Here is a 24,491-nt window from a genome sequence, read left to right as displayed (position 1 = left end):
GCGGCCTTCTCCCCCAGCTCGGTCAGTCGAACTGGTCGGCCAGCTTGCGCAGCTTGTCGACGTACGCCGGCCAGTCGTAGTCGTCGTTGATGCCGGTGCTGTCGCGCTGCCAGCCGATCGCCCCGTCGTGCTGCTCGCGCATGATGTCCAGGTGACCGGCGTGCCGGGCGACGTCGCTGGTGACGTGCATGATGGTCCGGGCCAGTGTCACGTCCTGGCGGCCGGGTTGCCACCAGGGCACCTGCCCCGGCGCGTCGAGCGGTAGTTGGTCGATCGTCTCGTCCGCGAAGGTGCCGACGCGGCGGTACAGGTCAATGAGGCCATCCTTGGTCTCGTTTTCGTACGCGTACCAGTCCGCCTGTGGGTCGTCGTCGAACGCGGTGAGCGGGACCAGTTCCTGCGGTGTGGGGAACTCGCGGCCGAAGGTGGGCCCGAAGTAGGCGGCCTCGACGTTGAGGCAGTGCTTGACGACGCCGAGCATGTTGTTGCCGGTGGCGGTGCGGGGCGTTCTGGCCTCGCGTTCGCTGATGCCGTCGAGTTTCCAGATGAGGTCGTCGCGGTTCCTGCGAAGGTAGTAGTGCATCGCGGCCTTGGTGTCGCCCAGGTCAGCCATGGCGGTCATTGTCGCGTACCGGGCTCAGGGTTGTGGGGTTCGGCGGAGCCAGGCCTGGGTGTGGGCGCGGAGCTGGGCTGGTTGTTCGAAGGGCAGGTAGTGCCCGGCCTGGTCGACGGTGGTGTAGGTGCCTCGGGGGTAGCGGCGCATGGCGTGGAACTGGTCGGCGAAGCCGACGATGCCGTCCTGGCGGCCGGTGAGCACGCTGACGGGCCCGTCGAAGGGCGTGTCGGCGGTCTCGTCGGGGAGCGCGTACCCGGGTCCTGTCCGCAGTTCCTGCTGGAAGGCGTGGTCGCCGGGGCCGCCCGTGTCCAGGGCGCGCAGGACGGTGGCGACGACGGTCGGGGTGCGGTGGCCCAGTGCGGTGTCGAGGTGTGGGCGCAGGTCGGTGGGCGCGTCGTCGAGCCAGCCGGTGGGTCCTGGCGGCGGGCGGTGCTCGGGCAGGGTGCGGCTGGCCGGTGCGATGGTGATGCCGGGGCAGACCAGGAGTAGGCCGCGGACGAGGTCGGGGCGTTGACGGGCGATGCCGGCGGCGAGGTAGGCGCCGTAGGAGGCGCCGGCCAGCAGGGCCGGTCCGTCGATGTGGTGGTCGAGCCAGGCGCAGATGGTGGTGAGCAGCGCCTGGGAGGTGGGCGGGCAGGTGGGTGGGGTGTCGCCGTGGCCGGGCAGGTCCAGGTACGTCTGGCGTAGGCCGGTGTCGGCGAGGGCGGGTTGGAAGGCGGCGGCGGTGGCGGCGCGGGTGGTGCCGAACATGGGCAGGCACACCACGTCGGGGCCGGTTCCCGGGGAGTGGTCGGCGGCCAGGGTCATTCTGGTCCTTCCTGGGGGTGTGCGGAGCGCTGTGGGGGTCATCTTCCGTTGTGGCGCTGTCGCCGACCTCACGTGGGCCGCTCGCGGGGAATTCCTCCGGTGGGACGCGCCGTTGTCCGTTCGGAAGATCAGGTCCACATGATCGGATGGAAGTGTCATGCGCGTGCGTTCAGACGCGGTTGTGCTGTTCGGTGTGACAGGTGATCTTGTCTCGAAGAAGCTGTTTCCGGCGCTGTACGAGTTGACGCGGCGGGGGCGTCTCGACGTTCCGGTGATCGGGGTGGCCCGCTCCCCGTGGGATGACCAGCAGTTGGTGGCGACCGCCCGTAAGTCGGTGGCGGAGGCTTCCGACGAGGTGGATGACGAGACGTTCGACGCGTTGGCGGCCAACCTGTCGATGATCTCCGGGGACTACGCGGATCCGGCGACGTACGAGCGGCTGGCGGAGCGTCTGCGTGACGCGCAGCGGCCGATCTTCTATCTGGCGATTCCGCCCATGGTGTTCGGTTCGGTGGTGCGGGGCCTGGCGGCGGTCGGGTTGGCCGACCGTGGTCGGGTGATCGTGGAGAAGCCGTTCGGGCGTGACCTGGCGTCGTCCGAGGAGTTGGATCGGACGCTGGGTGCGGCCTTCGACGCGAGTCGGGTGTTCCGGATCGACCACTACCTCGGCAAGGAGGCGGTGGAGGGCTTGTACGCGTTCCGGTTCGCCAACCGGCTGTTCGAGCCGTTGTGGAACCGTGAGCACATCGACAACGTGCAGGTGACCCTCGCGGAGGGTTTCGGTACGCAGGGTCGGGCCGGTTTCTACGACACGGTGGGTGCGACGCGGGACGTGTTGCAGAACCACATTTTGCAGGTCGTGGCGTTGATCGCGATGGACGCGCCGGCCGGTGACGACGTGGACTCGTTCCGCGAGGCGGAGGCGGCGGTGTTGCGGCAGGTCGCGCCGTTGTCGCCGGAGTCGACGGTGCGGGGGCAGTACGCGGGTTACCGCGACGAGCCGGGTGTCGCGCCGGATTCGAACACGGAGACGTTCGTGGCGACGCGGTTGACGGTGGATTCGCCCCGGTGGGCGGGTGTGCCGTTCTTTCTGCGGACGGGTAAGTCGTTGCCGGGGACGGCGACGGAGGTGGTGGTCGAGTTCAAGCGGCCGCAGCGGTCGTTGATCCCCGCCGAGAATGGGGCGGAGGCGCCGGCGAACCTGTTGCGGTTCCGGTTGGGTCGTGGGGACGGCATCACGATGTCGATCCAGGCCAAGAGTCCGGGCGCGGAGGTGGCGAGTCGGCCGGTGGATCTGGCGGTGGACTTCGGTGCGGCGTTGGGTCGGCGTCAGGAGGCGTACGAGCGGTTGCTCGACGACGCGATGGGCGGGCAGCATCTGCGGTTCGCGCGGGCGGAGACGATTCGGCAGGAGTGGCGGATCGTGGCGCCGATCCTGGATCTGGCGGAGCCGGTGCGCTCGTACGACAGGGGTAGTTGGGGTCCGGCGGACGCGGATGCGTTGGCGGGTGGCTGGCACGCGCCGGAGCTGGGGTAGTCGCGGCGTGGGCTGAGTGACCGCTCAGCTCACGGGAGGGACCGTCCGGCGACGGTGAGGTTTGCCGGTTGGGTGCGGGGTGGGCACGTTGTGGGGACGTTTAGTCCGCCTCGGAGAGGGAGCAGCGCATGCTGTCCGCACTCGATCGTCGGCATACCGTCGCGCCGCCCGGCTACAGCCGGTGGCTCATTCCCCCGGCGGCGTTGGCCATCCACCTGTGTATCGGCCAGGTCTACGCCACGAGCGTCTACAAGAATTCGTTGATCGCCCATTTCGACACGGGTCAGACCGCGATCGGGGTGATCTTCAGTATCGCGATCGTGATGCTGGGGTTGTCCGCGGCGGTGGCCGGGACGTGGGTGGAGGCGAACGGGCCGCGTAAGGCGATGTTCGTGTCGGCCTGCTTCTGGGCGGCGGGTTTCCTGGTGGGGTCGCTGGGCATCGCCACGAAGCAGTTGTGGCTGCTGTATCTGGGGTACGGCCTGCTGGGCGGCGTCGGTCTGGGGATCGGGTACATCTCCCCCGTGTCCACGCTGATCAAGTGGTTCCCGGATCGGCCGGGTCTGGCGACCGGTTTGGCGATCATGGGGTTCGGTGGTGGGGCGATGGTGGCCTCTCCCCTGTCGCGGCAGTTGCTGTCGTTCTACGACCCGGGTTACGACCCGTCGAACGCGGGTTCGACGGCGTCGGGCAGCGCGCTGGTGTGGTTGTTCGTGACGTTAGGCCTGGGCTACTTCGTGATCATGATGTTCGGGGTGGCGAACGTGCGGGTGCCGGCCGAAGATTGGCGTCCGGCGGGCTTCGATCCCGCGTCGGTGGCGGCGAAGCCGCTGGTCACCACGGCGAACGTGTCGGCGGCGAACGCGGTGAAGACGCGGTCGTTCTGGTTGTTGTGGGTGGTGTTGTTCTGCAACGTGACCGCCGGTATCGGCATCCTGGAGCAGGCCAGCCCGATGATCCAGGACTTCTTCCGGGAGAACGGGACGTCGGCGGTGTCGGTGGCGGCGGCCGGTGGGTTCGTGGGTCTGCTGTCGTTGTTCAACATGGCCGGCCGGTTCGTGTGGTCGTCGACGTCGGACGTCATCGGCCGTAAGCCGATCTACCTGGTGTATCTCGGCGTGGGCATGGCGATGTACGCGCTGCTGGCGCTGTTCGGGCACACGGCGACGGCGTTGTTCGTGCTGTTCGCGTGCGTGATCCTGTCGTTCTACGGTGGCGGGTTCGCGACCGTGCCGGCGTACCTGCGGGACCTGTTCGGCACGTACCAGGTGGGCGCGATCCACGGCCGGTTGTTGACGGCCTGGTCGGCGGCGGGTGTCGCGGGTCCGTTGATCGTGAACGGGTTCCTCGACGCGCAGGGCAAGCCGGGCACGTTGACGGCGGCGGCGTACCGGCCGGCGCTGCTCACGATGGTGGGTGTCCTGGCGGTGGGCTTCGTGGCGAACCTGCTGGTGCGACCGGTGCCGCAGCGTTACCACGAGCCGGTGGAGCAGAACGTGGACGAGGTCACGGCGGCGCAGAGGAGTGGTACGCGATGAGCGAGGACGGTCGGAGCGGGCAGCAGGCCCGGTTGTGGATTTCCTGGCTGGTGGTGGCGGTGCTGCTCGGCTACGGGGTCGTGCAGACGGTGATCACGGCGGCGAAGCTGTTCACGCACTGAGAGCGGTGGGCCGGGGCGCGTGTCGCGCGCCCCGGCTCACAGGGCGCCGGAGACCCGCAGCACGGCGCCGGCGGTGTAGGAGGCGTCCGGGCTGAGGAGCCAGGCGATGGCGGCGGCGATCTCGTCGGGTTCGCCGGAGCGGCCCATCGGGATACGACCGGCGGCGCTGTCGGCGCGGTCGGGTACGCCGGAGTCGGTGTGGATGTCGGTGCGTACGAGGCCGGGGGCGACAGCGTTGACGCGGATGCCGCGCGGGGCGAGTTCCTTGGCCAGGCCGACGGTGAGGGTGTCGGTGGCGGCCTTGACGGCGGCGTAGTGCACGTACTCCCCCGGGCTGCCGAGGGTCGCGGCGGCGGAGGAGACGTTGACGATGGCGCCGCCGTCGGTGAGGCGGAGGGCGGCCTGCTGGGCGCAGAGGACGTACCCGATGAGGTTGACGTCGACGACGCGGCGCAGGTCGTCCACGCGCAGCTCGGTGAACGGGCCGATGAGGCTGGTGACGCCCGCGTTGTTGACCAGGCCGGTGAGGGGGCCGAGCTGCGCGGCGGCGTCGAACAGGGCGGTGACCTGGTCGGGGTCGGTGGTGTCGGCGCGTACGGCGATGGCCTGGACGCCGGTGGCGTGCAGGTCGGCCAGGACGGTCGCGGCGGCGGCGTCGTCGCGGCGGTAGCACAGGGCGATGTGGTGGCCGGCCGCGGCGAGGCGGCGGGCGGTGGCCGCGCCGATGCCTCGGCCGCCGCCGGTGATGACGGTGACGGGTGCCACGGCGCCTCCGGATCTGTCGGGCGGGTTGGGCCGACGCTACCGTGACCGGCGCGGATGAGTCGTCGTAAGGAGGGTCACATGCGGCGGGCCTTGGTGCTGGTGGCGCACGAGGCGCTGCGGGTGTGATCGCTTACGCTCACCGCGCGGTCGTTCGGACTACGGAGGTGCGCGGTGGCGGGTGTGGGTGTCGGCGATGTCGTGGACGACTTTGAGTTGCCGGATGAGACGGGTACGCCGCGGCGGCTGTCGGAGTTCCTGGCGTCGGGGCCGGTGGTGCTGTTCTTCTACCCCGGAGCGATGACGCGGGGGTGCACGGCGGAGAGCTGCCACTTCCGGGACCTGGCGGCCGAGTTCACGGCGCTGGGCGCGTCGCGGGTGGGTATCAGCCGCGACGAGGTGGCCAAGCAGGCGGAGTTCTCGAAGATGCACGGCTTCGACTATCCGCTGCTGTCGGATGTGGACGGGACGGTCGCGCAGGCGTTCGGGGTGCGGCGGCGGGTGCCGTTGGGGGCGTTGAGCACGAAGCGGATGACGTTCGTGATCGGCACGGACCGGCGGGTCATCGAGGTGATCCACAGCGAGGTCAGCATGAACGACCACGCCGATCGGGCGTTGCGGGCCCTCGGCGGCTGAGCCCCGTGCGGCGGGTGTCGCAGCCGACTGGTATCAAGACAGCAATCAAACAGGTGTACGGAAGAGGGTTGTGATGGATGCCGGCCAGGGTTTGTCCACTGACGAGGTGCGCAGCATCCGGGAGGCGTTGGCGGCCGGCCGTAAGCCGAGGGTGGTGTTCACCGCGTCGGCGGGGCAGATCGCCGGTCAGGTCGGCCAGGTGGTCGAGTTGACCGATCCGAACGTGTCCGACGAGTTCGTCGTGGTGCGGTTCGGTCGTGACGAGTTGCCGTTCTCCCCCGCCGATCTGGCGGTCGCGCCCAAGGGCGCGGGCCGGCGGGTGGCGGAGCCGAAACCGGAGCCGGAGCCGGAGCCGGAGGCGCCCGCGGTGGCCGCGCCGGAGTTCGTGTTGGACACGCCGCGGGTGCCCGCGCAGCGACAGGAGGAGCCGAAGGTGGAGCAGGTCGAGAAGCCGCCGGCGCGGCGGGCGGTCAAGGCCGCGAAGCCCAAGGGGCCCGCGGGCCTCACGGTGACCCTGGCGTACGCGGACGGTGAGTGGACGGTCGCGGCTCAGCAGGGCAGTAAGGCCCTGGCGAAGCCGTACGTGGTGAAGCCGGCCGAGGCGTTGAGGATGGTGGCGCTGGTGGACGTGCCGGGTGCGCAGGAGGCGGTGGAGCAGATCCTGGGCGCCGAGCGGGCCGAGGCGGAGCAGCAGGCGGAGAAGCTGCGCGCGGAGTTGGCCGAGATCGAGGCCCGGTTGGCGGAGTTGCGCGAGGCGAGCTGAGCGCTGCCGTGCGCTGGGGCGGGCCTGACCGGCGGTCAGTGGCTGTTGTGGTGCTCGAGCAGGCGCGTGAGCAGGCGGGTCAGCTGCGCGCGTTCGGCGCTCGACAGGGGCGCGAGCAGGTCGTCCTGGACGCGGGCGACGGTGTCGGCCATCCGGTGGGCTTCGTCGGCGCCGGCGTCGGTGAGGCTGATGACGTTGCGGCGGCGGTCGGCCGGGTCGGGGGCGCGTACCACGAGTTCCCGGCCGGCCAGGTCGTTGATGGCGGCCACGACGTCGCTGCGGTCGATGCCGCAGCGGCGGCCCAGGTCGGCCTGGCTCGCGGGGCCGTCCTCGGCCAGCGAGGCGAGGAGCCGGAAGTGGTAGCCGCGTAGGTCGTGTGCGGCGAAGCCCGCGCTGGCGAGTCGGCCGGCGTGGGCGGCGGCCTGGTTGAGCAGCCAGCTCGCAGTGGTACGCAGCCCGGCGGGTGACTGCGGGGCGGTGGCGTCCATGGCGGGAGCCTAACAGTAACCGTTGGCGTGACCCACAAACCATGTTACGTTGGTTCTACCAACGTTGGTTTAGCCAACGTTTTCGAAGGAGGCAACGTGTCCACTCTGAACGGACAGGTCATCGGTCAGGCCCACTTCGCCACCCGGGCCCTGCTCGACCGCGCCGTCGCGCCCCTGGGCGTCGACTTCGCCCAGGTCCTCGCCCTCAACGTCCTCACCGCCGGCCCCGTCGACCGGACCGGTCTCGTGCGGCGCCTCGCGAGCGCCCGCAGGGTCGACGAGTCGGCCGTGCACGAGGTGATCGCCGGCCTCGTCGACGCCGGCCTGGCGCGGATCGACGACACCACCGAGCCGCGGGTGTCGCTTACCGAAGCCGGCCACCGCACGCAGGCCCGTGTCGCCGAGGCCGTCGGGGACATCACCGCCCGGCTGTACGGGGACATCCCGCCCGCCGAGGCCGACATCGCCGCCCGCGTCCTCACGCTCGTCACCGAGCGGGCCAACGACGAGCTGGCGGGCGTCGCCTGAACCGACAGCCGCTCAGGCGAGTGGGTTCATGGCCGCCCTATCGGCGAGCCGGACGGCTCGGCCTTGAGGTGTTCCTCGCCCGAGCGCCTCGCCGCGACGGCCGTCAGAAGTAGTCGAGCAGTTGGGCCGGACCGCCGGCGCCCAGCAGGTCCAGGGCGTCCGGCTCGACGCCCACGGTGTGCAGCAGACCGGCCTGGGCCACCGAGCGGGCACCTGCCGCGCCGGCGTACAGCAGCGCGAAACCGCAGACGTTCAGCCGCAGGTCCGCCTCGCCGTCGAGTCTGGTCAGCTCGGCTTCGCCGTCGGCGACGGCCAGCCGCCAGGTGCCGGTGTTCCACTCGGCGAGCGCGTCGGTGAGGTGGAAGTCGACGACGCCCCGGGCGTGGGCGGGCCAGCCGCGTTCGCCCACCGCCCGTACGACGTCGACCGGCCGGTGCATCCACAGGTCCCGCTCGTGGTCCCGGGCCGCCTCCAACGGCAGGTGAACGCTGACGGCGTCACCGTCGAGCGGGCACAACCGCAGGGTCGGCGCGACGCTGGCCCAACTCCCGAGCACCCCGACGAGTTCGCGGGCCGCGTCGGCGGTGGTGGCCAGTGCCTCGTCGACGGTGAGCACCGAGTCGGCGCCGTAGCCCCGACCGCGCTGCCAGGTGGCGTAGCCGACGAGGTCGCCGTCGTCCTCGACGAGCGTGATCCCGTCACCGGGCAGTTTCGCGTCGGCGGCGAAGAAGTCGAACAGCTTGCCCCGGCGCGTCAACATGCCGTTGCGGTGGCGGGTGACCCGCTCATAGAGGGCGGCGACGGCGTCCAGGTCGGCGGGCGTGCCGGCGCGGACGGTCAGGTGCGACGCGGGCAGGTGCCGGGGCAGCGCGGCGGTGGCGAGGTCGACGGTGCGCAGCACACCGGCGGCCTCCCAGCCGCAGGCGCGGTAGGGGGCGGCGACGGTCGGGTACAGCGCGCTGATCGCCGCGCCACGCTCATGGGCCCCGGCCAGCAGGGCGGTGAGCAGGGCTCGGGCCACGCCTCGGCCCCGCGCCTCGGGGGCGACCGCCACCCCGGCGACGTCGGCCGCCGCGACCGCCCGCCCGGACCACCACTGGTCGTGGTGCAGGTCGACGGCCTTGCCGACGAGCCGGCCGGTGTCGTCGAACGCGCCGTAGCGGGTCATCCCGGGCACCTCGACGCTCGTGCTGGGGGCACGCTCCTGGCTGGAGCCGAACGCGAACCGGCCCAGCTCCCAGGCGTCGTCCAGGTCGTCGATGGTGAGTTCACGAACGCGCATCGGCACACCGTAGCGGCACGCCCCCACCCCGACCAGCCGATTAACCGCCCCGCCCGGACGCCCACCGATCATGGAGTTGTGGTGGGTGACAAAGCACCCTTGACGCCCCAGGTCGGGCACCACAAGTCCATGATCGACGGGGCGGGGGCGGGGGCGGGGCGGGAGCGGGGGTGGGGGTCAGTGTTGGGGGATGTTGGCTACGCCGATGCGCTTGCGGAACACCCAGTACGTCCAGGCCTGGTAGGCGAGCACCACTGGAGTGAAGATCACCGCCACCCAGGTCATGATTTTCAGGGTGTACGGGGTGGAGGCGGCGTTGGTGGCCGTGAGCGTGCCCGCCGCGTCGAGGGTGGACGGCAGCACGTTCGGGAACAGCGCCGCGAACAGGGTCGCCACGGCCAGGCCGATCGCCACGGCCGTACCCGTGAACGCCCAGCCCTCCCGGCGTACCCGGGCGGCGGCGAGGCCACCGAGCAGGGCGAGGGCCGCGCCGACGGCGAGCACGACGGCGGCCGCGCTGGAGCGGATGCTCAGCGTCCAGGCCAGGAAGCCGACCGCGAGCACGGCGGCCCCGACGCCGAGGCGCACCGCCAGGGCGCCCGCGCGTTCGCGGATGTCGCCGGTGGTCTTCAGGGCCAGGAACACCGCGCCGTGGGTCAGGAACAGCGCGAGGGTGGTCACGCCACCGAGCAGGGCGTACGGGTTGAGCAGGTCGACGAGGCCGCCGACGTACTCGTGGTCGGCGTCCAGGGGCACACCGCGCAGGATGTTGGCGAAGGCGACGCCCCACAGGATCGCCGGGAGCAGCGAGCCGACCACGATGGCGGCGTCCCACCGGCGCTTCCAGGACGCCTCGGGCCGCTTGTGCCGGTATTCGAAGGCGACGCCGCGGGCGATCAGGGCCAGCAGGATGAGCAGCAGCGGCAGGTAGAAGCCGGAGAAGAGGGTGGCGTACCACTCGGGGAAGGCGGCGAACATCGCCCCGCCGGCGGTGATCAGCCACACCTCGTTGCCGTCCCAGACCGGGCCGATGGTGTTGATCAGGACCCGGCGCTCGCGGTCGTCGCGGCCGAGCACGGGCAGCAGCATGCCGACGCCGAAGTCGAAGCCCTCCAGGATGAAGTAGCCGGTGAACAGCACGGCGACGAGGAGAAACCAGATGGTGGTCAGGTCCACGATGGGCTCCGGGATCAGTAGGCGAAGGCGAGCGGACGCTCGGCGTCGTCGGTGTCGTCGGTGGGGGGCTGTTCGCTGACGTCCGGTACGCCGGCCTTGGCGTAGCGCAGCAGCAACTTGACCTCGATCACGGCGAGGGTGGCGTAGATCAGCGTGAAGGCGGTGAACGAGGTCAGGACCTCGGTCAGCGAGACGCTGCGGGACACCCCGTTGCGGGTGAGCATCTCGCCGAAGACGATCCACGGCTGGCGGCCCATCTCGGTGAAGATCCAGCCGAAGGAGTTGGCCAGCAGCGGTAGCACCGGCATGGCCAGGCCGGCGCGCAGCAGCCACCTGCTGCGCGGGGTACGGCCCCTGCGCTGGCTCCACAGGACCAGCAGGGCGATCGCGCCGGCCGCCAACCCGAAGCCGACCATGAAGCGGAAGCTCCAGTAGGTGACCGGGATGATCGGGGTGTAGCTGCCCGGGCCGTACTGGGTGGCGTACTGGGCCTGGAGGTCGTTGATGCCGTGCACGGTGCCGTGCGGGTCGCCGGTGCCCAGGTACGACAGCAGGTACGGGATCTTCAGGGCGAACACCTCGCGGCTGCCGTCCAGGCTGCCGATGGTGAGCACGGAGAACGAGGCGGGGCTCTCGGTGGTGTAGAGACCCTCGGCGGCGGCCATCTTCATGGGCTGCACGTCCGTCATGATCTTGCCCTGGATGTCGCCGGTGAACAGCACGGCCGCCGAGGCGACCAGGACCACCCAGGAGCCGAACTTCGTGGCGAAGCGGTACGCGCCGGTGTCGGCCGAGTCCCGGTTGCGGATCACGTGCCACAGGCCGACCGCCACGATCAGCGACCCGGCGACCAGGAACGAGCCGGCCAGGGTGTGCGGGAAGGTGATCAGGGCGACCTTGTTGGTGAGCACGGCCGGGAAGTCGGTCAGCTCGGCGCGTCCGCTGTCGGGGTTGATGCGGTAGCCGACGGGGTTCTGCATGAACGAGTTCGCGGCGAGGATGAAGTACGCGGACAGGTTCGTGCCGATGGCGGCGGCCCAGATGCTGGCCAGGTGTGCGCGCTTGGGCAGTCGGTCCCAGCCGAAGATCCACAGGCCGATGAACGTGGACTCGAGGAAGAACGCCACGAGCGCCTCGATGGCCAGGGGCGCGCCGAAGATGTCACCCACGAAGCGGGAGTAGTCGCTCCAGTTCATGCCGAACTGGAACTCCTGCACGATGCCGGTGACCACGCCCATGGCAAAGTTGATCAGGAACAGCTTGCCGTAGAGCTTGGTCAGCTTGAGGTAGCGCTCGCTGCCGGTGCGGTGCCACATTGTCTGCAGGATCGCCACCAGCACGGACAGGCCGATGGTCAGTGGCACGAACAGGAAGTGGTAGACGGTTGTGACACCGAACTGCCACCGGGCGACGTCCAACGCGTCCACCTGGACCCCCAACTATGCGTACTACGAGACGTAGTAAAGACTACTGCTCGTCGTAGAGAAAGGGGCAGGGTCGGGCGGCCCAAACCGGCCCGGGACCAATGACCCTGATCACTCCGGCCACTCGCCCTCGCGGCCCCACCACCTCGTGCGAGGATGGCGCGCTGATGGACACGACGACCTGGCAGCCACCACTGCTCTGGCGGGCCGCCCTCATGCTGGCCCGCGCCCTGGTGGCCCTGCTCGCCCGCCTCGAGGTCACCGGCGACGTCCCCGTGCACCTGCGCCGGGGGCCGCTCGTGCTGGCCGCCAACCACATCAGCCCCTTCGACCCCCTGGTCATGGTCGCCGCCTGCCGGGAGCGGGGCATCGCCCCACGGATCATGGCGACCGCCGGGCTGTTCCGCGCCCCCGTGCTCGGTGCCGCCATGCGCCACGTCGGGCACATCCGGGTCGACCGGGGCACCAGCGCCGTCCACCAGGCGCTCGACGACGCGGCCGAGGCCGTCGCGGCGGGCTCGGTGATCCTCATCTACCCCGAGGGACGCATCGGCCTGGACCCCGGCATGTGGCCCGAACGCGGCAAGACCGGTGTGGCCCGGCTCGCGCTGGCCTGCGGCGCTCCCGTCATCCCGGTCGCCCAGTGGGGCGCGCACGAGGTGCTGCCCTACCAGGCGCCGAAGGGGATGCTGCGCGGCATCGCCCGCGCCCTGTGGCGTCGCCCGGTGATCCGCGTGCACTTCGGTACACCCGTCGACCTGGGCGAATCAAACGCCACCACCGCCGGGGCGGCCCGCCGAGCCACCAACCGCATCATCGACGCCCTCACCGACACCCTCGCCCCGCTACGCCCCGACGAACCCGACGGCCCCCGCCACGTCGACCCCGGCCGCCCGATCGACCTCAGTCGCCTCCACCGCCGCACCCCCTGACGCCCCCCACGCAGGCCCCCCGCGCCCGCCCTCGCGATCTTGCACTTTCTGTGGCGACACAAACTGCAAGATCGGCGCACTCGTGTGGCCGCGCTCCCCCGGCCAGGGGAGGCGGTTGGCTCGGCACGGGGATCAGCGCGGGCGGGGCTGCGACGAGGCTGAAGAGCGTCACGCCATCGACGCGAGGGGGTTTCCCATGGTCAGGTACGCACGGGCCGGCACGGCAGCGGCGGCAGCAGTCGCGCTGGTCGCGGCGGGCTCGTCGACGGCGTGGGCGCAGCCCACCGCACCGACCGGCACGTCGCCGCCGAGAGCGGCCGACCTGGTCGCCGGGGTGGGGCATTTCGTGTACGACGAGCCCAACATGGTGGGGCACCGGATCTGGTTCGGTGTCGCGGCGGTCACGACCGTCGACGGGTCGACGCGTGGCGAGTTCCGTTACCGGCACGCGCTGCCGGACGGCACCGAGGTTGCCCGGGGACGGGCCGACGTGACCTGCCTGCGGGTGGTCGGGAACGTCGCGGTGTTCACGGCTATCGTGCCCAACGGCGTCGACCCGGTCCGCAACCACGGTTACTACGTGAAGATCATCGACGGTGGACGGCAGCCCGACGTGATCGTCGACGCCCAGGCGCAGAACGGGACCCAGCCGCCACCCACCGGCTGTCTCGACCCCGAGACGGAACTGCCCCCGGAGGCGCCGGCACGCCCCCGCTACCCGATCCTCACCGGCGGGTACGTGGTGCGCGGCGGGACCGACCGACCGGGTCCGCCGGTAGGCTCCCTGGCGCTCCCGTCCCACGGGGGTGATGGGGGCGCCAGGGTTCACGGGCTGACGACTGTCGCCGGCAGGCAACCGAGGGTGTTGCTGCTCGCCTCGTTCAGCAGGGCCGCGACGAACTCTTGGGCGTCCAGGGATGGATCGGGTTCCGCTGGTCACAACACGGGCCATTGCCCCCACTTCCATCGAGGCGGTGTGCGGGATTGTCCCGCACACCGCAAGACCTGTGCCGCCGCACCAACCGCAGGTCAGGCTTACCGCCAGATCCAGCAGCCACACCTGACAAAAGGGTTGTCCGGCGGCGTCAGCACCGGGCCCGGGCAGCGCGGGCTCAGCTATCGGTGGGAGGTCACATGTATCAGAAGCTATTCGAACGGACGATCGCGATTGTGGGACTGGGCGCGCTGGCCCTGACCTCGATAATCGCGACCCCCGCGCAGGCGCGGTCGGCGGCATCGGCCGCGCAGTGCACTCTGGACGACCACTGCTACGGGATCGTGTCCTGGCCGGTGGCTGATATCTCCGCCGTGGAATTCGAGCTCGGGGTCTATCAGATGCAGGTCAACAACCTCGGGAACAACTTCGCGACAGCGGAGGCTTGGATAGGGTTCGATCGCATTCCCTATGATCCAAACGTCTACTGGGTTGAGATGGGGATCACCCGTGGAGCCAGCGTCTGCGGTACGGGGCTCGTCTGGTTCACCGCCAGTCTGCTTCCCGGCCACGGATACGTGGAGCGGTGCCACGGCGCCGCCGCGCTCTCCAACACCAAACACGTCGTGCGGATTCAAGAAGCCACCAATGGCACCTGGGACATGTACCGCGACGGTGTCTCCGTGACCCGCTACACGGGCGCGCCCTCAACCACCGAGTACGCCGATATCGGTATCGAAACCGCAGCGAACGGCAACGTCGTCAGCATGACGGGTGGAAAGCTGAAGTACCGTACGGCCGCAGCCAGCCCCGTGTGGAAGAACGGCTGGGCCAGCCCCAGCTACCCCAGCTATGACGACCCGGGTGGCACCCCGTGCTATTCGTTGTGGGTCTCCCAGCCCAACGACATGCGGGCCCGCTGCAACCTGCCGCAGACCGCCGCCGCGTCCGCCGAGGCCGCGCCGGCCGCCACGTCGGCCCTGCAGCAAGCGCAGCGGATCGCCACGCTCGCCGGCGACCCGTCGGCGAGCGTCGTCACGGTGGCCGACAGCACCCCGAAGGCCGCCACCGCGCAACTCGGCACCGCCGTCGACAACGCCTCGACCGTCACGATCGTCACGTTGACGGGGAACTTCACGGGCAGGGCATTCCCCCGGCCGAAGGGAACTGCGGCTCCGACCGGAGACGCGTTGACCATCGTGCTCGACAAGGAGACCGGCGCCGTCCTGACGACCCAGTTGACCACGAACCTCCCGGGCTGATCCCGGCGACACGGCGAGCCCTGGCCAAGCGGAGACCCCGGTAGGTGTGGCGGACGAACGCCGCGCCGACCGGGGTCTTCGATGGCAGGTGGCAGCGACCGAGACCGCACGATCAGCGCGCCGGGCTGGCCTGATATTCGCTGGCAGGCCACCCGGGCTCCACCGACCGCGTGCATACTGCGTCGCGTGCTCAACCGATCCGCCTACCTCGACGCGCCCGCGCCGCTGGCGTTCGCCCATCGCGGCGGCGCCGCCGAGGGCGACGAGAACACCACCGTGGCGTTCGCCCGGGCCGTGGGCCTCGGTTACCGGTACGTGGAGACCGACGTGCACGCCACCGCCGACGGCATCCCGGTGATCTTCCACGACCCGACGCTCGCGCGGGTCACCGGTGAGGCGGGGCGCATCGCCGACCTGAGCTGGGCCGACCTCGCCTCGGTACGCGTCGGCGGCGCTGCCGTCGTACCCCGGCTCGACGACGTGCTGGACGCCTGGCCGCAGGTCCGCTTCAACATCGACGTGAAGGCCGACGGCGGCGTCGCGCCGACGGTCGCCACCCTGACCCGGGTCGGCGCGGCCGACCGGGTGCTGCTCGCCTCGTTCAGCGACGCCCGGCTGGCTCGGCTGCGGGCGCTCACCGAGGGGCGCGTCGCCACCAGCCTCGGCATGCGGGGAGTCGCCCGGCTGCGGCTGGCCTCGCTGTACAGCCGGCCGCTGCGGCTGCCCCCGTCGGTGGTCGCCGCGCAGGTGCCGCCCCGCTACGGGCGGGTGCCGGTGGTGGACCGCCGGTTCGTCGACTACTGCCACCGGCTCGGCCTTCAGGTGCACGTCTGGACGATCGACGAACCGGACCAGATGCACGACTTACTGGATCGTGGCGTGGATGGCATCATGACCGATCACGTCGGCGTGCTGCGCGACGTCTACCGCAGCCGCGGCCACTGGACCGCCTGACCAGCACCGAAGGAACCCCCGATGGCCGAGACCGTGACCCCCACGGTGACCGACACGCCGCCTCCGGCGAGCACCCCCCGCGAGCGCAGAGGCTGGTACATCTACGACTGGGCGAACTCCGCGTTCCAGTCCACGGTGATCACCGTGTTCCTCGGCCCGTTCCTGACCACCATCGCCGAGACGGCCGCCGGCTGCGAGTTGGGCGCGGACACCTGCGACGGGTACGTGCACCCGCTGGGCATCCGGGTCGCGGCCGGGTCGTACTACCCGTACCTGATCTCGTTGTCGGTGTTCCTGACCGTGTTCGCGCTGCCGGTCATCGGGGCGATCGCCGACCGGTCGGCGCACAAGAAGCGCCTGCTCGGCGGGGCCGCGTTCACCGGTGCCGGGGCGACCATCGCGATGGCCTTCGTCACCGGCGACCGGTACCTGCTCGGCGGCGCGCTGTTCCTGGTCGCCAACATCTCCTTCGGCGCCGCGATCGTGGTCTACAACTCGTTCCTGCCGCAGCTCGGCGGCCCGGACGAACGGGACGGCATCTCCAGTCGCGGCTGGGCGCTGGGCTACCTCGGCGGTGGCCTGCTGCTGGCGGTCAACCTGGCCACCGTCTCCCTGCTCAGCGAGGACGACAACCCGCAGCGCACCCTGGACCTGGCCCGCTGGTCGATCGTGTCCGCCGGCGTGTGGTGGGCGGCGTTCACCCTGGTGCCGCTGCGCTGGCTGCGCGACCGTCCCGTGACGGCGACCCTGGCCGCGCGGGGCAACGTGCTCACCGACGGGTTCCGGCAGCTCGGGCACACCCTGCGCGAGATCCGGGCGTACCCGCTGACGTTGTTCTTCCTGCTCGCGTTCCTCGTCTTCAACGACGGCATCCAGACCGTCATCACGATGGCCAGCCAGTACGGCACCGAGGAGTTGCGGCTGGAGCAGAGCACCCTGATCGTCACGATCCTGCTGGTGCAGTTCCTCGCCTTCGGCGGCGCGTTGCTCCTCGGCGCGCTGGCCCGGCGCATCGGGGCGCGCAAGACGGTGCTGATCAGCCTGGTGCTCTGGACCGGTGTGATCCTCGGCGTGTTCTGGCTGCCCGCCGAGGCGCCGCTGCCGTTCATGGCGCTCGGCGCCTGCATCGGCCTGGTCCTGGGTGGCAGTCAGGCGCTGAGCCGCTCACTGTTCAGCCAGCTCATCCCCGCCGGCAAGGAGGGCGAGTACTACGGCTTCTACGAGATCAGCGACCGGGGCACGAGCTGGCTCGGCCCGCTCGCGTTCGGCATCGTGTTCCAACTCACCGCCTCCTACCGCGTGGGCCTGGTCTCACTGGTGGGCTTCTTCGTCGTCGGGTTCCTGCTGCTGTTGGCGGTGCCGATGCGCCGGGCCATCATCGCGGCCGGCAACACCCCACCACGGGTGCTCTGAGCACGTGCGACGCACCTGACAGATCCGGGCCGGTCGATCGGCTAGGCTGCCCGACCGTGACCGACGACGCCGCTGCCACCCCGACCTGCCTGGCTCACCCGTTCCCCGGCCAGCCGCACGCTCCCGCCGCCTGCGCGGCCGCGCGTGGGCTCGACGGGCGGCCGGTGCACGCCGCGGCGTTGAAGTTCTTCTGGGGGCCGATGGACTGCGGTAAGTCCACGATGGCATTGCAGATGAACTACAACCACGCCCGGCAGGGCCGCCGGGGCCTGGTCACCACCCGCATCGACCGGTCGCTGGGTCCACAGGTCACCACCCGCATCGGCCTGGCCCACGAGGCCATCGAGGTCACCGACGACCTGGACCTGCGGGCGCTGGTGCGCGGCCGCTGGGCCGACGGGGTACGCGTCGACTACCTGATCTGCGACGAGGCCTGCTTCTACACCGTCGAGCACGTCGAGCAGATGGCCGAGTTGGTGGACAGCTACGACGTGGACGTGTTCGCGTTCGGCCTCGCCACCGACTTCCGGTCCTGCCTGTTCCCCGCCGCGCAGCGCCTGTTCGAGTTGGCCGACGAGGTGGCCCGCATCCAGGTCGAGGTGCTGTGCTGGTGCGGCCGGGAGGGGCTGCTCAACGCGCGGGTCGTCGACGATCGGGTGGTCCGCGAGGGCGAACAGGTCGTCATCGGCGACACCGTGGAGACCGCCGACGTGCGCTACCAGGTGCTCTGCCGGCGGCACTACCGCAGCGGCGACCTCGGCCCCCGCGACTGACACGTCGACGCGGTGGCCGGCCGCCCCGTGCTGGGGACGGCCGGCCGTGGTACGGGTGGGTCAGCCCACGCAGACCTGCTGCGCCCTGATGTTCCACGGCGTGGCGAACGCGACGATCTCCCGTCCGGTCGCCTCGGCGGTGTCCAGTGCCGGCTGGGGCACCAACGTCGCCACCGAGCCGGCCCCGGTGAGCCCGGTCAACACCGCGCCGACCCCGGCGGTCTGCGATCCCGCCGGGCAGGCCGGCGTCGTCACGGACTTCGGCGCGTTCGCGTTGAACGCGCTCGTCGCCTCCGTCAATGCCATCGCCGGCAGCGCGGTGGCGCAGAACGCCTGGGTCTGCAACGTGAAGTTGCCCGGAGCGCCGAACACGTACGCGGTGCTCGACACCGAACCGAGCGCCGAGGTGAACGCCAGCTCGTCGATCGCCACCGCGGCGTTGGCGTTGTCGATCCGGTACCCACCGCCGAAGGTCTTCTTGCCCGGCGGGCACACGGCGGTGATCGCCACCTTGTCCAGCGCGTTGCTCGCCGACGTGGTGGTGACCAGTTGCAGGCCGGACACCGCCCCGGCCGGGGCGCAGACCGCGAACGCGTCCACCGACCAGGGCACGTTCGTGGCGTTTGCCTCCACCCCGAACACCGTCACCGTACGCAGGGTCGCGTCGGCGTAGACCCGGGTCATCAGGACGTCACCCTGACCGTCGTTGATCCGCCCACCCGCGCCGACCACCTGGTCGACGCCGTTGCACGAGATGGTCATCGTCTTGGCGTTCGTCGCGTCCAGGACGCTTGTCGCGGCGACCCGGTACAGGCCCACCGACGCCTGCGCCGGGGTGATCGGCGCGAGCAGCGTCGTGGCCGCCGCCACGCTGGTCAGCACTGCCAGACCAGCCAGTTTCCGCTTCATCGGATTCCCTCCGCACTGCCTCGTCGACGGTCGACGACGGCGTTGCGACCAGACTCCGCACGTCCGTCAGGAGGGCGTCATCGGCGCGGACGCGGACGGCGTACTGACGCCACGATGACGGGCGGCTGCGACCCTGCCGGTGACGTCACCGTGGCGTCACCGGGCTCCGGACGGGGTCCACGAACGGGAGGTCCCATCATGCGTATCCGAGCGGCGGCGCTGGCCGCCCTCCTGGTCAGCGGCGCTCTGATCGGCGTCGGCGGTGGCACGGCGTACGCCAACCCGGACGTGAACCCGTGCGCCACCACCGGCGGCGACCTGATCATGGGCACCGAGGGCGACGACACCATCTACGGCGGCCCCGGTCCCGACGAGATCCACGGGCTCGGCGGCAACGACATCATCCTGGGCGGCGGTGGTGTCGACACGATCTACGGGGGCACCGGCAACGACGTCCTGTTCGGGGAGGGCTGCGGTGACACCCTCGTCGGCGGTCCGAACGACGACGTGCTGGCCGGTCTCGACGGTAACGACCACCTCAACGGGGCGCACGGCGCGGACCTGCTGATCGGGAAGGCCGGCGTCATCGTCTGGGGCGTCGCCACGAACGGCGACATCTTCGACGGCGGGGACGGGGAGGACACCTGCGCGCAGGACGACGACCCCGACGCCCAGGTGATCTTCTACGACTACGTGCTCACCAGCGCGGGCATTGAGAACCTCTACCCCTGTTGACCTGCCCTGGTGCGCAGCACATCCGGGTGCGGGGGCGGTGCGTCGATCGCGCGCATCGCCCCGACCCACCTGTCGAACGCCCGCCGGGCCTCCCCGTGCCGGCCGGCCCAAACAAGCGTCGCGACCAGCGCCCGGTGCGCCCACTCGTCGTAGCAGTCGGCGTCGAGCAGCCGGACGAGGGTGGTCGCGGCCCGGTCGAAGTCACCGTCGCGCCGGTACTGCCGGGCCAGTTCCCGCAGCGCCCGCAACCACATCGAGCGGGCCTGTTCCCGCAGCCCGTCGGCCCAGTCCTCGTAGGGCTCGTCGGTGAAGGCGTCCCCCCGGTAGGCGGCGTCCACGTCGGCGAGCACCGCGCGGGCCTGCGCCGGGTCACCCTCGCGGGCGAGCCGCTCGGCCCGGGGCACGTCGGCCAGGAGGGTCTCCGCGTCGACGACCACCCGGGTCAAATCGACGCGTACGCCGGTCAGGTCGGCGCGCACGTACCGGTCGACGGGCCACCGCCGGGGCGGGTCGAGCACGGCACGCACGGCGGACAGCAACACCGACAGGCGGTGTGCGGTGCGCCGGGGCTCGTCGTCGGGCCACAGCAGTTCGCACAGCTCGGTCCGTCCCACGGCACGTCCACGCCGGGCGACGAGGATCTTCAGCAGCGTGCGCGCCTGCCGCGACCGCCACGCCGGCAGCGGGACCTCCCGCCCACCGACGATGACCTCGAACCGGCCGAGCACCCGCACCTCGACGGTCCCACCGTCGACGGACAGTTCGGACAACTGCCGGCCATCGACCGTCTCGACCCCGAGCGCCAGCAACCGGTTGGCCGCGGCCCGCGCCGCCGAGCGCTGCGCCCCGTCGGCGCCCGGGACCCGGCCCAGCAGGACGACTGTCCGTTCGGCGGCCGGACCCGCGCCCGCCGCCTGCCAGATCGCGCCGGCCTCCACCAGGGCCTCGCGACTCGCGGCCGGATCGGCGGCGACCGCGGCGGTGAGTTCCAACGCCTCGGCCAACGCGTCGGCCTGCCGCCCGGTCCGGGCCGCCCGTACCGCTTCGGCCGCCCGCCGCCGGGCCACCTCCAGGTCACCTTCGGCGTACGCCACCCAGCCCGTCGCGGCCAGCGCGCAGGAGAGCAGGAACGCCGGCGCCAGCCGGTGTGCCTCGTCGGCGGCGGCACGGGCGGCGTCGAGGTCGGCGGCGGCGCCCTCGCAGCGCAGCCGGGCCAGGCCGGCCAGCGCCGGAATGCGTACCTGCAGGTCCCCCACGTCACGGGCCAGCTCGGCGGCCTCGGCGAAGGCCGCCAACGCCTCCTCGCGCCGGCCGAGACGGCGACTGACCTCGGCCAACCCGTAGACCCCGGCGGCCGCCCGGTTGAGCCCCAACCGTTGCGAGACCAGTTTGGATCGGGTGAAGTGCAGGGTCGCCTCGTCGTAGCGGCCCAGCCGAACCAGCGCCTCACCCGCGTTGTGCAGGGCGGTCACCAGCACTCCCGGCGGGCCGGCGAGCTCCGCCGCGCGGACCGCCCGTGCCCCGGTGGCCAGCGCCGACGGGTACCGGGCCTCCCGCAGCAGGCAGTGCGCCTGGTTGACCAGGACCCGCGCCTGCTGGACCAGGTCACCCGCGCGTTCGGCCGCCGCCAGTGCCTCGGCGAGGTGCCCGTCGCGGCGGGTGCCGGACGAGGTGAGGGCAGCCGCGATGTGCGCCGCCGCCAACGGGGCGTCCTCGTACACCTGCTGGGCGGCGACGAGCGCCCGGGCCCCGGTGGTGACCGCGTCGTCGACCCGGCCGAGCTGGGCGAGGGTGCTGGCGCGGCAGGCCAGCAGCAGGACGTCGTCGGGGCCCGGCGGGGCGGGGGTCGGCGCCGCGTCCGCCCGGTCGAGCACCGCGAGCGCGCCGGCGTAGTCGGTCCGCAGGTACGGCACCATCGCGGCCCGCCAGAGCAGCCGCGCCGGCCACCGGCGGTCGTGGTCCGCCTGGGCCAGCAGCGGGGCGAAGACGCGTGACGCCCAGGTCACCGAGCCGGACATCCGCAGCGCGTCGCCGAGGATCAGTTGCAGGTCGGGGTGCTGATCGGCCGGCGGCAGCGCGCTGATCAGGTCGGTGACGTCGGACGCCCCACCGCTGGCGAGCATCTCCGCACCGTGGCTGACGATCAGTGCCGCGCACCGGGTGGTGTCGTCCGCGTCGCGCAGGGCTCGGGCGGCGGCGAGGGGGTACGCGTGGGCGAGGTACCAGTCGGCGGCGGCGGACAACCGGCGGCGGCCCGAGGTGTCCGGTCGGCCTTCCTGTTGGGCCAGCACCGCCGCGAGCACAGGTACCAGCTGCACCGTCGGTGCGGTGAGGTCGGACCGCCGACGGGGGTGAGCCACCAGCAACCCGGTGCGGGTCGCCCACCGCAGCGCCTGCGCGGTGGCGTCGGCGGGCACGTCGGCGTCGATGGCCGCGCACAGCGGCGCGGTGATCGGGTCGAGATGGTGGATGCCGCCGAGCAGACGTGCCACCTGAGCGGGCAGGTCGGTGAGGATCTCGTCGCGGGCGAACTGCCCGCCGGCGGTGCCGGGTTCGGTCAGGGCCGCCAGCAGCTCCCGCCGGCCGACGCCCTGGCGGCCGAGCGCGTCACCGGCGAGGTGTACCCACGCCGGCCAGCCGGCGGTCAGCTCGTAGACCAGGTAGGCCAGGTCACTGTCGGGAACCGCGTGTTCGTCGCGCAGGATCCGGGCGACCTGGTCCCGACCGAGGGCGAGGGTTTCCGGTCCCCGGTGCACCACGGGGCCGGCACAGGCGCTGCGGGCCGCGTCGGCAAGGGGGTGTCGAGCGGCCAGCGTCACCGCCGGCTGACCCGGCAGCGCGCCCAACAGCCGTACCAGGGCCAGTTGCTCGTCCCCGGTGAGCGCGGACACCTCGTCCACGGCGACCCGGGCCGGCGGGTGCGCGTTAGACGGGCTGGTCTGGTGCGACAGCGCGTCGAGCAGATCCGCCGCCCGGTGACAGACCGTCGGACCGTCCCCGCCGATGGCCTCCAGGGCGGTGCTCTTGCCGTAACCGGCGGCGGCCACCAGCAGCACCCACCGCTGTGGTCGGGTCCGCCGCCCGGTTGCCATCACGTCGCCTCCGCTCGGCCGAGCACCGAGGAAGGCCACCCGGAGGGCCGGTGACCCCACGCTAACCATCGGGCGGCCCGCCCACGGTGGCGTTGTCCGAGAACCGACGCAGTCCGCCGGCCGGGGTCAGGACGGTTCACGGGCGGCGGACCGGGCCCGCGACCGGTCGGCCACGATGACGGCGACGGTCACCGCCAACGCCAGCGCGGCGCACACCGCGACGGGCACTTCGAGCCCTACGCAGACCGGCACCAACGCCAGCAGCACCAGCACGGCGATGATCCGGCTGGTCGGCAGGCGATGCCAGAGCAACGCCTTGTAGGCGGCGTGCCCGGCGAGGAACAACGCCGGACCGCCCAGGGTGAACAGCGCGGCCGACGTGGTGGCGGGCGCTGCGGGCTCCCGCAGCAACACCTCGTCGCCGGCGGAGGCGACGATGACCCCGGCGACGATCACCGGGTGCAGGTAGTTGAACGCGACCCGGCTCAACGCGCCGGTGCGCTCCCCCGCCCCCGCGATGACCTCTGTCGCGGCCGGGGCCGACCGGGCGAAGTACACCCACCACAGGGCCACCGAACCGGCGAACGCCAGCAGGAACGCCCCGGACGTCTCCAGGTCCACGTGCGAGGTGAGGGTGCTCCCGGTGACCAGGATCGACTCACCCAACGCGACCAGGACGAACGCCGCGCACCGTTCGGCCAGATGCCCACCCTCGACCATCCACCGCTCGGGGCGGCTGCGGCCCCGCCCCGGCAGCGGGTAGCCGATCAGCAGGCCGACCACCTCGAGTACGACCACCGCCGCCCACAACGCCTCCCGGGCAACCCCGCCGGCCAGGCCGCCGAGCACGACGAGCACCGACGTCCCGCTGATCCACGGCAGCGACTGTTGGAACCCGGCGACCAGCCAGGGGCTGCCCCGCACCGCCCACAACGCGAACAGGGTCCGGCCCACCTGTACGGCCACGTAGACCACGGCGAAGAGCAGACCGGTCCCGGCGAACGCCTCCGGGATCGCCGCCGACAACGACAGGCTTCCCAGCGCCACCCCGAGCAGCACGGCGCGTACCGGCCCCTGGTCCGGTTGCAACCAGTTGGTCAGCCAGGTGGTGTAGACCCAGACGAACCAGACGAGCGCCAGCAGCAGTGCCGTCCGGGCGGCGCCTCGCCAGTGTGGATGGGCGATCAGGTAGTGGGACAACTGGGTGATGGTGAAGATGAAGACCAGGTCGAAGAAGAGTTCCGTCGACGTGGTCGGCTGTACGCCCTGACGGGGTCGCAACAGCTGCGGACGCACCGGGGCGACGGGTGGCTCAGAAGGGGTCACCGCACACCCGCCAGTCGCCGCCCTCGCGGACCACCGGCAGGCGGCGTTCCTCGCTGATGCCGCCGGCGCGGGTCACCTTCACGGTCACGGTGCCGCGCGGATGCCCACCCTTGGTGGACACCGACACGTCGGTGATCTCGTAGTCGGTCACCATGGGCGGGGTCCGCACCCAACTGGTGAACCCGATCGCGCTCCATCGGGTACGGGCGTCGGCGCACAGCCGTTCGTACGCCCGGTCGCTGTCACCGAGGGACACCTCGCTGAGGAACCCGTCGGCGGTCTCCCGGATCGGGCCGGCGGCCTGCCGCACGGTCTGCAGGTTCCATGCTCCCAGTCCGGCGACTCCGACGCAGCACAGCGCCATGCCGAACCCGGCGAAGGCCAGCCCGGCACGCATCGGGCGGCGCCGCCGGGCCGGTCGGCTCCACGACTGGCCGGCACCCACGACTACCGACCGTAGAGAACGTCGTCGCGGTGAGGCA

General features: G+C 71.6%; 24 protein-coding genes. 13 read left to right on the top strand and 11 right to left on the bottom strand.

Annotated elements, in window-relative coordinates; translation table 11 throughout:
* Positions 1-22 precede the first annotated feature (22 nt).
* Positions 23-613, bottom strand: coding sequence for a DinB family protein (locus ACLQ25_RS05690; RefSeq protein WP_425729737.1), 591 nt, complete (start codon positions 611-613; stop codon positions 23-25).
* Positions 614-637: 24 nt separating this feature from the next.
* Positions 638-1,423, bottom strand: a complete 786-nt coding sequence (locus ACLQ25_RS05685; protein WP_425729735.1) for an alpha/beta fold hydrolase — start codon at positions 1,421-1,423, stop codon at positions 638-640.
* Between the two features lie 157 nt (positions 1,424-1,580).
* Between ACLQ25_RS05685 and zwf the strand changes: the two genes are divergently transcribed.
* The 3 genes from zwf (at position 1,581) to ACLQ25_RS05670 (ending at position 4,620) form a co-directional block, all read left to right on the top strand.
* A complete protein-coding gene (gene zwf / locus ACLQ25_RS05680) occupies positions 1,581-2,960 on the top strand; it encodes a glucose-6-phosphate dehydrogenase (protein ID WP_425729733.1) in 1,380 nt (459 codons plus the stop codon).
* Positions 2,961-3,088: 128 nt separating this feature from the next.
* Positions 3,089-4,498: an OFA family MFS transporter gene (locus tag ACLQ25_RS05675; RefSeq protein ID WP_425729731.1), complete on the top strand. Its 1,410-nt coding sequence runs from the start codon at positions 3,089-3,091 to the stop codon at positions 4,496-4,498.
* Complete coding sequence (locus ACLQ25_RS05670) at positions 4,495-4,620, top strand: MFS transporter small subunit (RefSeq protein ID WP_425729729.1); 126 nt, start codon at positions 4,495-4,497, stop codon at positions 4,618-4,620. The genes ACLQ25_RS05675 and ACLQ25_RS05670 overlap by 4 nt, the downstream gene beginning before the upstream one ends.
* A 36-nt stretch (positions 4,621-4,656) precedes the next feature.
* On the opposite strand, the gene ACLQ25_RS05665 is transcribed toward ACLQ25_RS05670, so the two are convergent.
* A complete protein-coding gene (locus tag ACLQ25_RS05665) occupies positions 4,657-5,385 on the bottom strand; it encodes an SDR family oxidoreductase (protein ID WP_425729727.1) in 729 nt (242 codons plus the stop codon).
* Between the two features lie 171 nt (positions 5,386-5,556).
* Between ACLQ25_RS05665 and ACLQ25_RS05660 the strand changes: the two genes are divergently transcribed.
* Together ACLQ25_RS05660 and ACLQ25_RS05655 are read left to right on the top strand one after the other, a co-directional pair.
* A complete protein-coding gene (locus ACLQ25_RS05660) occupies positions 5,557-6,018 on the top strand; it encodes a peroxiredoxin (RefSeq protein WP_425729725.1) in 462 nt (153 codons plus the stop codon).
* Between the two features lie 73 nt (positions 6,019-6,091).
* Positions 6,092-6,781, top strand: a complete 690-nt coding sequence (locus tag ACLQ25_RS05655) for a hypothetical protein (protein WP_425729723.1) — start codon at positions 6,092-6,094, stop codon at positions 6,779-6,781.
* Between the two features lie 35 nt (positions 6,782-6,816).
* On the opposite strand, the gene ACLQ25_RS05650 is transcribed toward ACLQ25_RS05655, so the two are convergent.
* Positions 6,817-7,269 (bottom strand): MarR family winged helix-turn-helix transcriptional regulator, encoded by a 453-nt coding sequence (locus ACLQ25_RS05650; protein ID WP_425729721.1) that lies wholly within the window; start codon positions 7,267-7,269, stop codon positions 6,817-6,819.
* A gap of 96 nt (positions 7,270-7,365) precedes the next feature.
* Between ACLQ25_RS05650 and ACLQ25_RS05645 the strand changes: the two genes are divergently transcribed.
* Positions 7,366-7,797 carry a MarR family winged helix-turn-helix transcriptional regulator gene (locus ACLQ25_RS05645; RefSeq protein ID WP_425729719.1) on the top strand — a complete coding sequence of 144 codons (432 nt, stop codon included), beginning with the start codon at positions 7,366-7,368 and terminating at the stop codon, positions 7,795-7,797.
* Positions 7,798-7,900: 103 nt separating this feature from the next.
* On the opposite strand, the gene ACLQ25_RS05640 is transcribed toward ACLQ25_RS05645, so the two are convergent.
* The 3 genes from ACLQ25_RS05640 to ACLQ25_RS05630 form a co-directional block, all read right to left on the bottom strand.
* Positions 7,901-9,079, bottom strand: a complete 1,179-nt coding sequence (locus ACLQ25_RS05640; protein ID WP_425729716.1) for a GNAT family N-acetyltransferase — start codon at positions 9,077-9,079, stop codon at positions 7,901-7,903.
* 177 nt (positions 9,080-9,256) lie between these two features.
* A complete protein-coding gene (cydB, locus tag ACLQ25_RS05635; protein ID WP_425729714.1) occupies positions 9,257-10,255 on the bottom strand; it encodes a cytochrome d ubiquinol oxidase subunit II in 999 nt (332 codons plus the stop codon).
* Positions 10,256-10,269: 14 nt separating this feature from the next.
* Complete coding sequence (locus ACLQ25_RS05630; protein ID WP_425729712.1) at positions 10,270-11,682, bottom strand: cytochrome ubiquinol oxidase subunit I; 1,413 nt, start codon at positions 11,680-11,682, stop codon at positions 10,270-10,272.
* Between the two features lie 164 nt (positions 11,683-11,846).
* Between ACLQ25_RS05630 and ACLQ25_RS05625 the strand changes: the two genes are divergently transcribed.
* From ACLQ25_RS05625 to ACLQ25_RS05600, 6 genes are all read left to right on the top strand, one after another.
* On the top strand, positions 11,847-12,611 hold the full coding sequence (locus ACLQ25_RS05625) for a lysophospholipid acyltransferase family protein (RefSeq protein WP_425729710.1): 765 nt from the start codon (positions 11,847-11,849) through the stop codon (positions 12,609-12,611).
* 196 nt (positions 12,612-12,807) lie between these two features.
* Positions 12,808-13,806: a hypothetical protein gene (locus tag ACLQ25_RS05620; RefSeq protein ID WP_425729708.1), complete on the top strand. Its 999-nt coding sequence runs from the start codon at positions 12,808-12,810 to the stop codon at positions 13,804-13,806.
* The gene (locus tag ACLQ25_RS05615) at positions 13,746-14,807 is read left to right on the top strand and encodes a hypothetical protein (protein ID WP_425729706.1); all 1,062 of its coding nucleotides are present in this window, start codon (positions 13,746-13,748) and stop codon (positions 14,805-14,807) included. Before ACLQ25_RS05620 ends, ACLQ25_RS05615 begins: the two co-directional genes overlap by 61 nt.
* 186 nt (positions 14,808-14,993) lie before the next feature.
* Positions 14,994-15,761: a glycerophosphodiester phosphodiesterase gene (locus ACLQ25_RS05610; RefSeq protein ID WP_425729704.1), complete on the top strand. Its 768-nt coding sequence runs from the start codon at positions 14,994-14,996 to the stop codon at positions 15,759-15,761.
* A 21-nt stretch (positions 15,762-15,782) separates the two neighbouring features.
* Complete coding sequence (locus tag ACLQ25_RS05605; protein ID WP_425729702.1) at positions 15,783-17,174, top strand: MFS transporter; 1,392 nt, start codon at positions 15,783-15,785, stop codon at positions 17,172-17,174.
* Between the two features lie 56 nt (positions 17,175-17,230).
* A complete protein-coding gene (locus tag ACLQ25_RS05600; protein ID WP_396833181.1) occupies positions 17,231-17,947 on the top strand; it encodes a thymidine kinase in 717 nt (238 codons plus the stop codon).
* Positions 17,948-18,007: 60 nt separating this feature from the next.
* Here ACLQ25_RS05600 and ACLQ25_RS05595 read toward each other — a convergent pair whose 3' ends face one another.
* Positions 18,008-18,856: a hypothetical protein gene (locus tag ACLQ25_RS05595; RefSeq protein WP_425729699.1), complete on the bottom strand. Its 849-nt coding sequence runs from the start codon at positions 18,854-18,856 to the stop codon at positions 18,008-18,010.
* A 198-nt stretch (positions 18,857-19,054) separates the two neighbouring features.
* Between ACLQ25_RS05595 and ACLQ25_RS05590 the strand changes: the two genes are divergently transcribed.
* Positions 19,055-19,591: a calcium-binding protein gene (locus ACLQ25_RS05590; protein ID WP_425729697.1), complete on the top strand. Its 537-nt coding sequence runs from the start codon at positions 19,055-19,057 to the stop codon at positions 19,589-19,591.
* On the opposite strand, the gene ACLQ25_RS05585 is transcribed toward ACLQ25_RS05590, so the two are convergent.
* The 3 genes from ACLQ25_RS05585 to ACLQ25_RS05575 form a co-directional block, all read right to left on the bottom strand.
* Positions 19,579-22,683, bottom strand: coding sequence for a BTAD domain-containing putative transcriptional regulator (locus tag ACLQ25_RS05585; protein ID WP_425729695.1), 3,105 nt, complete (start codon positions 22,681-22,683; stop codon positions 19,579-19,581). The genes ACLQ25_RS05590 and ACLQ25_RS05585 overlap by 13 nt on opposite strands.
* A gap of 126 nt (positions 22,684-22,809) precedes the next feature.
* Positions 22,810-24,009, bottom strand: coding sequence for a low temperature requirement protein A (locus ACLQ25_RS05580; protein WP_425729693.1), 1,200 nt, complete (start codon positions 24,007-24,009; stop codon positions 22,810-22,812).
* Positions 23,996-24,454: a hypothetical protein gene (locus tag ACLQ25_RS05575; protein WP_425729691.1), complete on the bottom strand. Its 459-nt coding sequence runs from the start codon at positions 24,452-24,454 to the stop codon at positions 23,996-23,998. Before ACLQ25_RS05575 ends, ACLQ25_RS05580 begins: the two co-directional genes overlap by 14 nt.
* Positions 24,455-24,491: the final 37 nt, after the last annotated feature.

This window comes from Micromonospora sp. DT44, from assembly GCF_049841635.1.
Classification (GTDB): Bacteria; Actinomycetota; Actinomycetes; order Mycobacteriales; family Micromonosporaceae; genus Micromonospora.
This window is presented reverse-complemented; position numbering and strand designations above follow the sequence as displayed.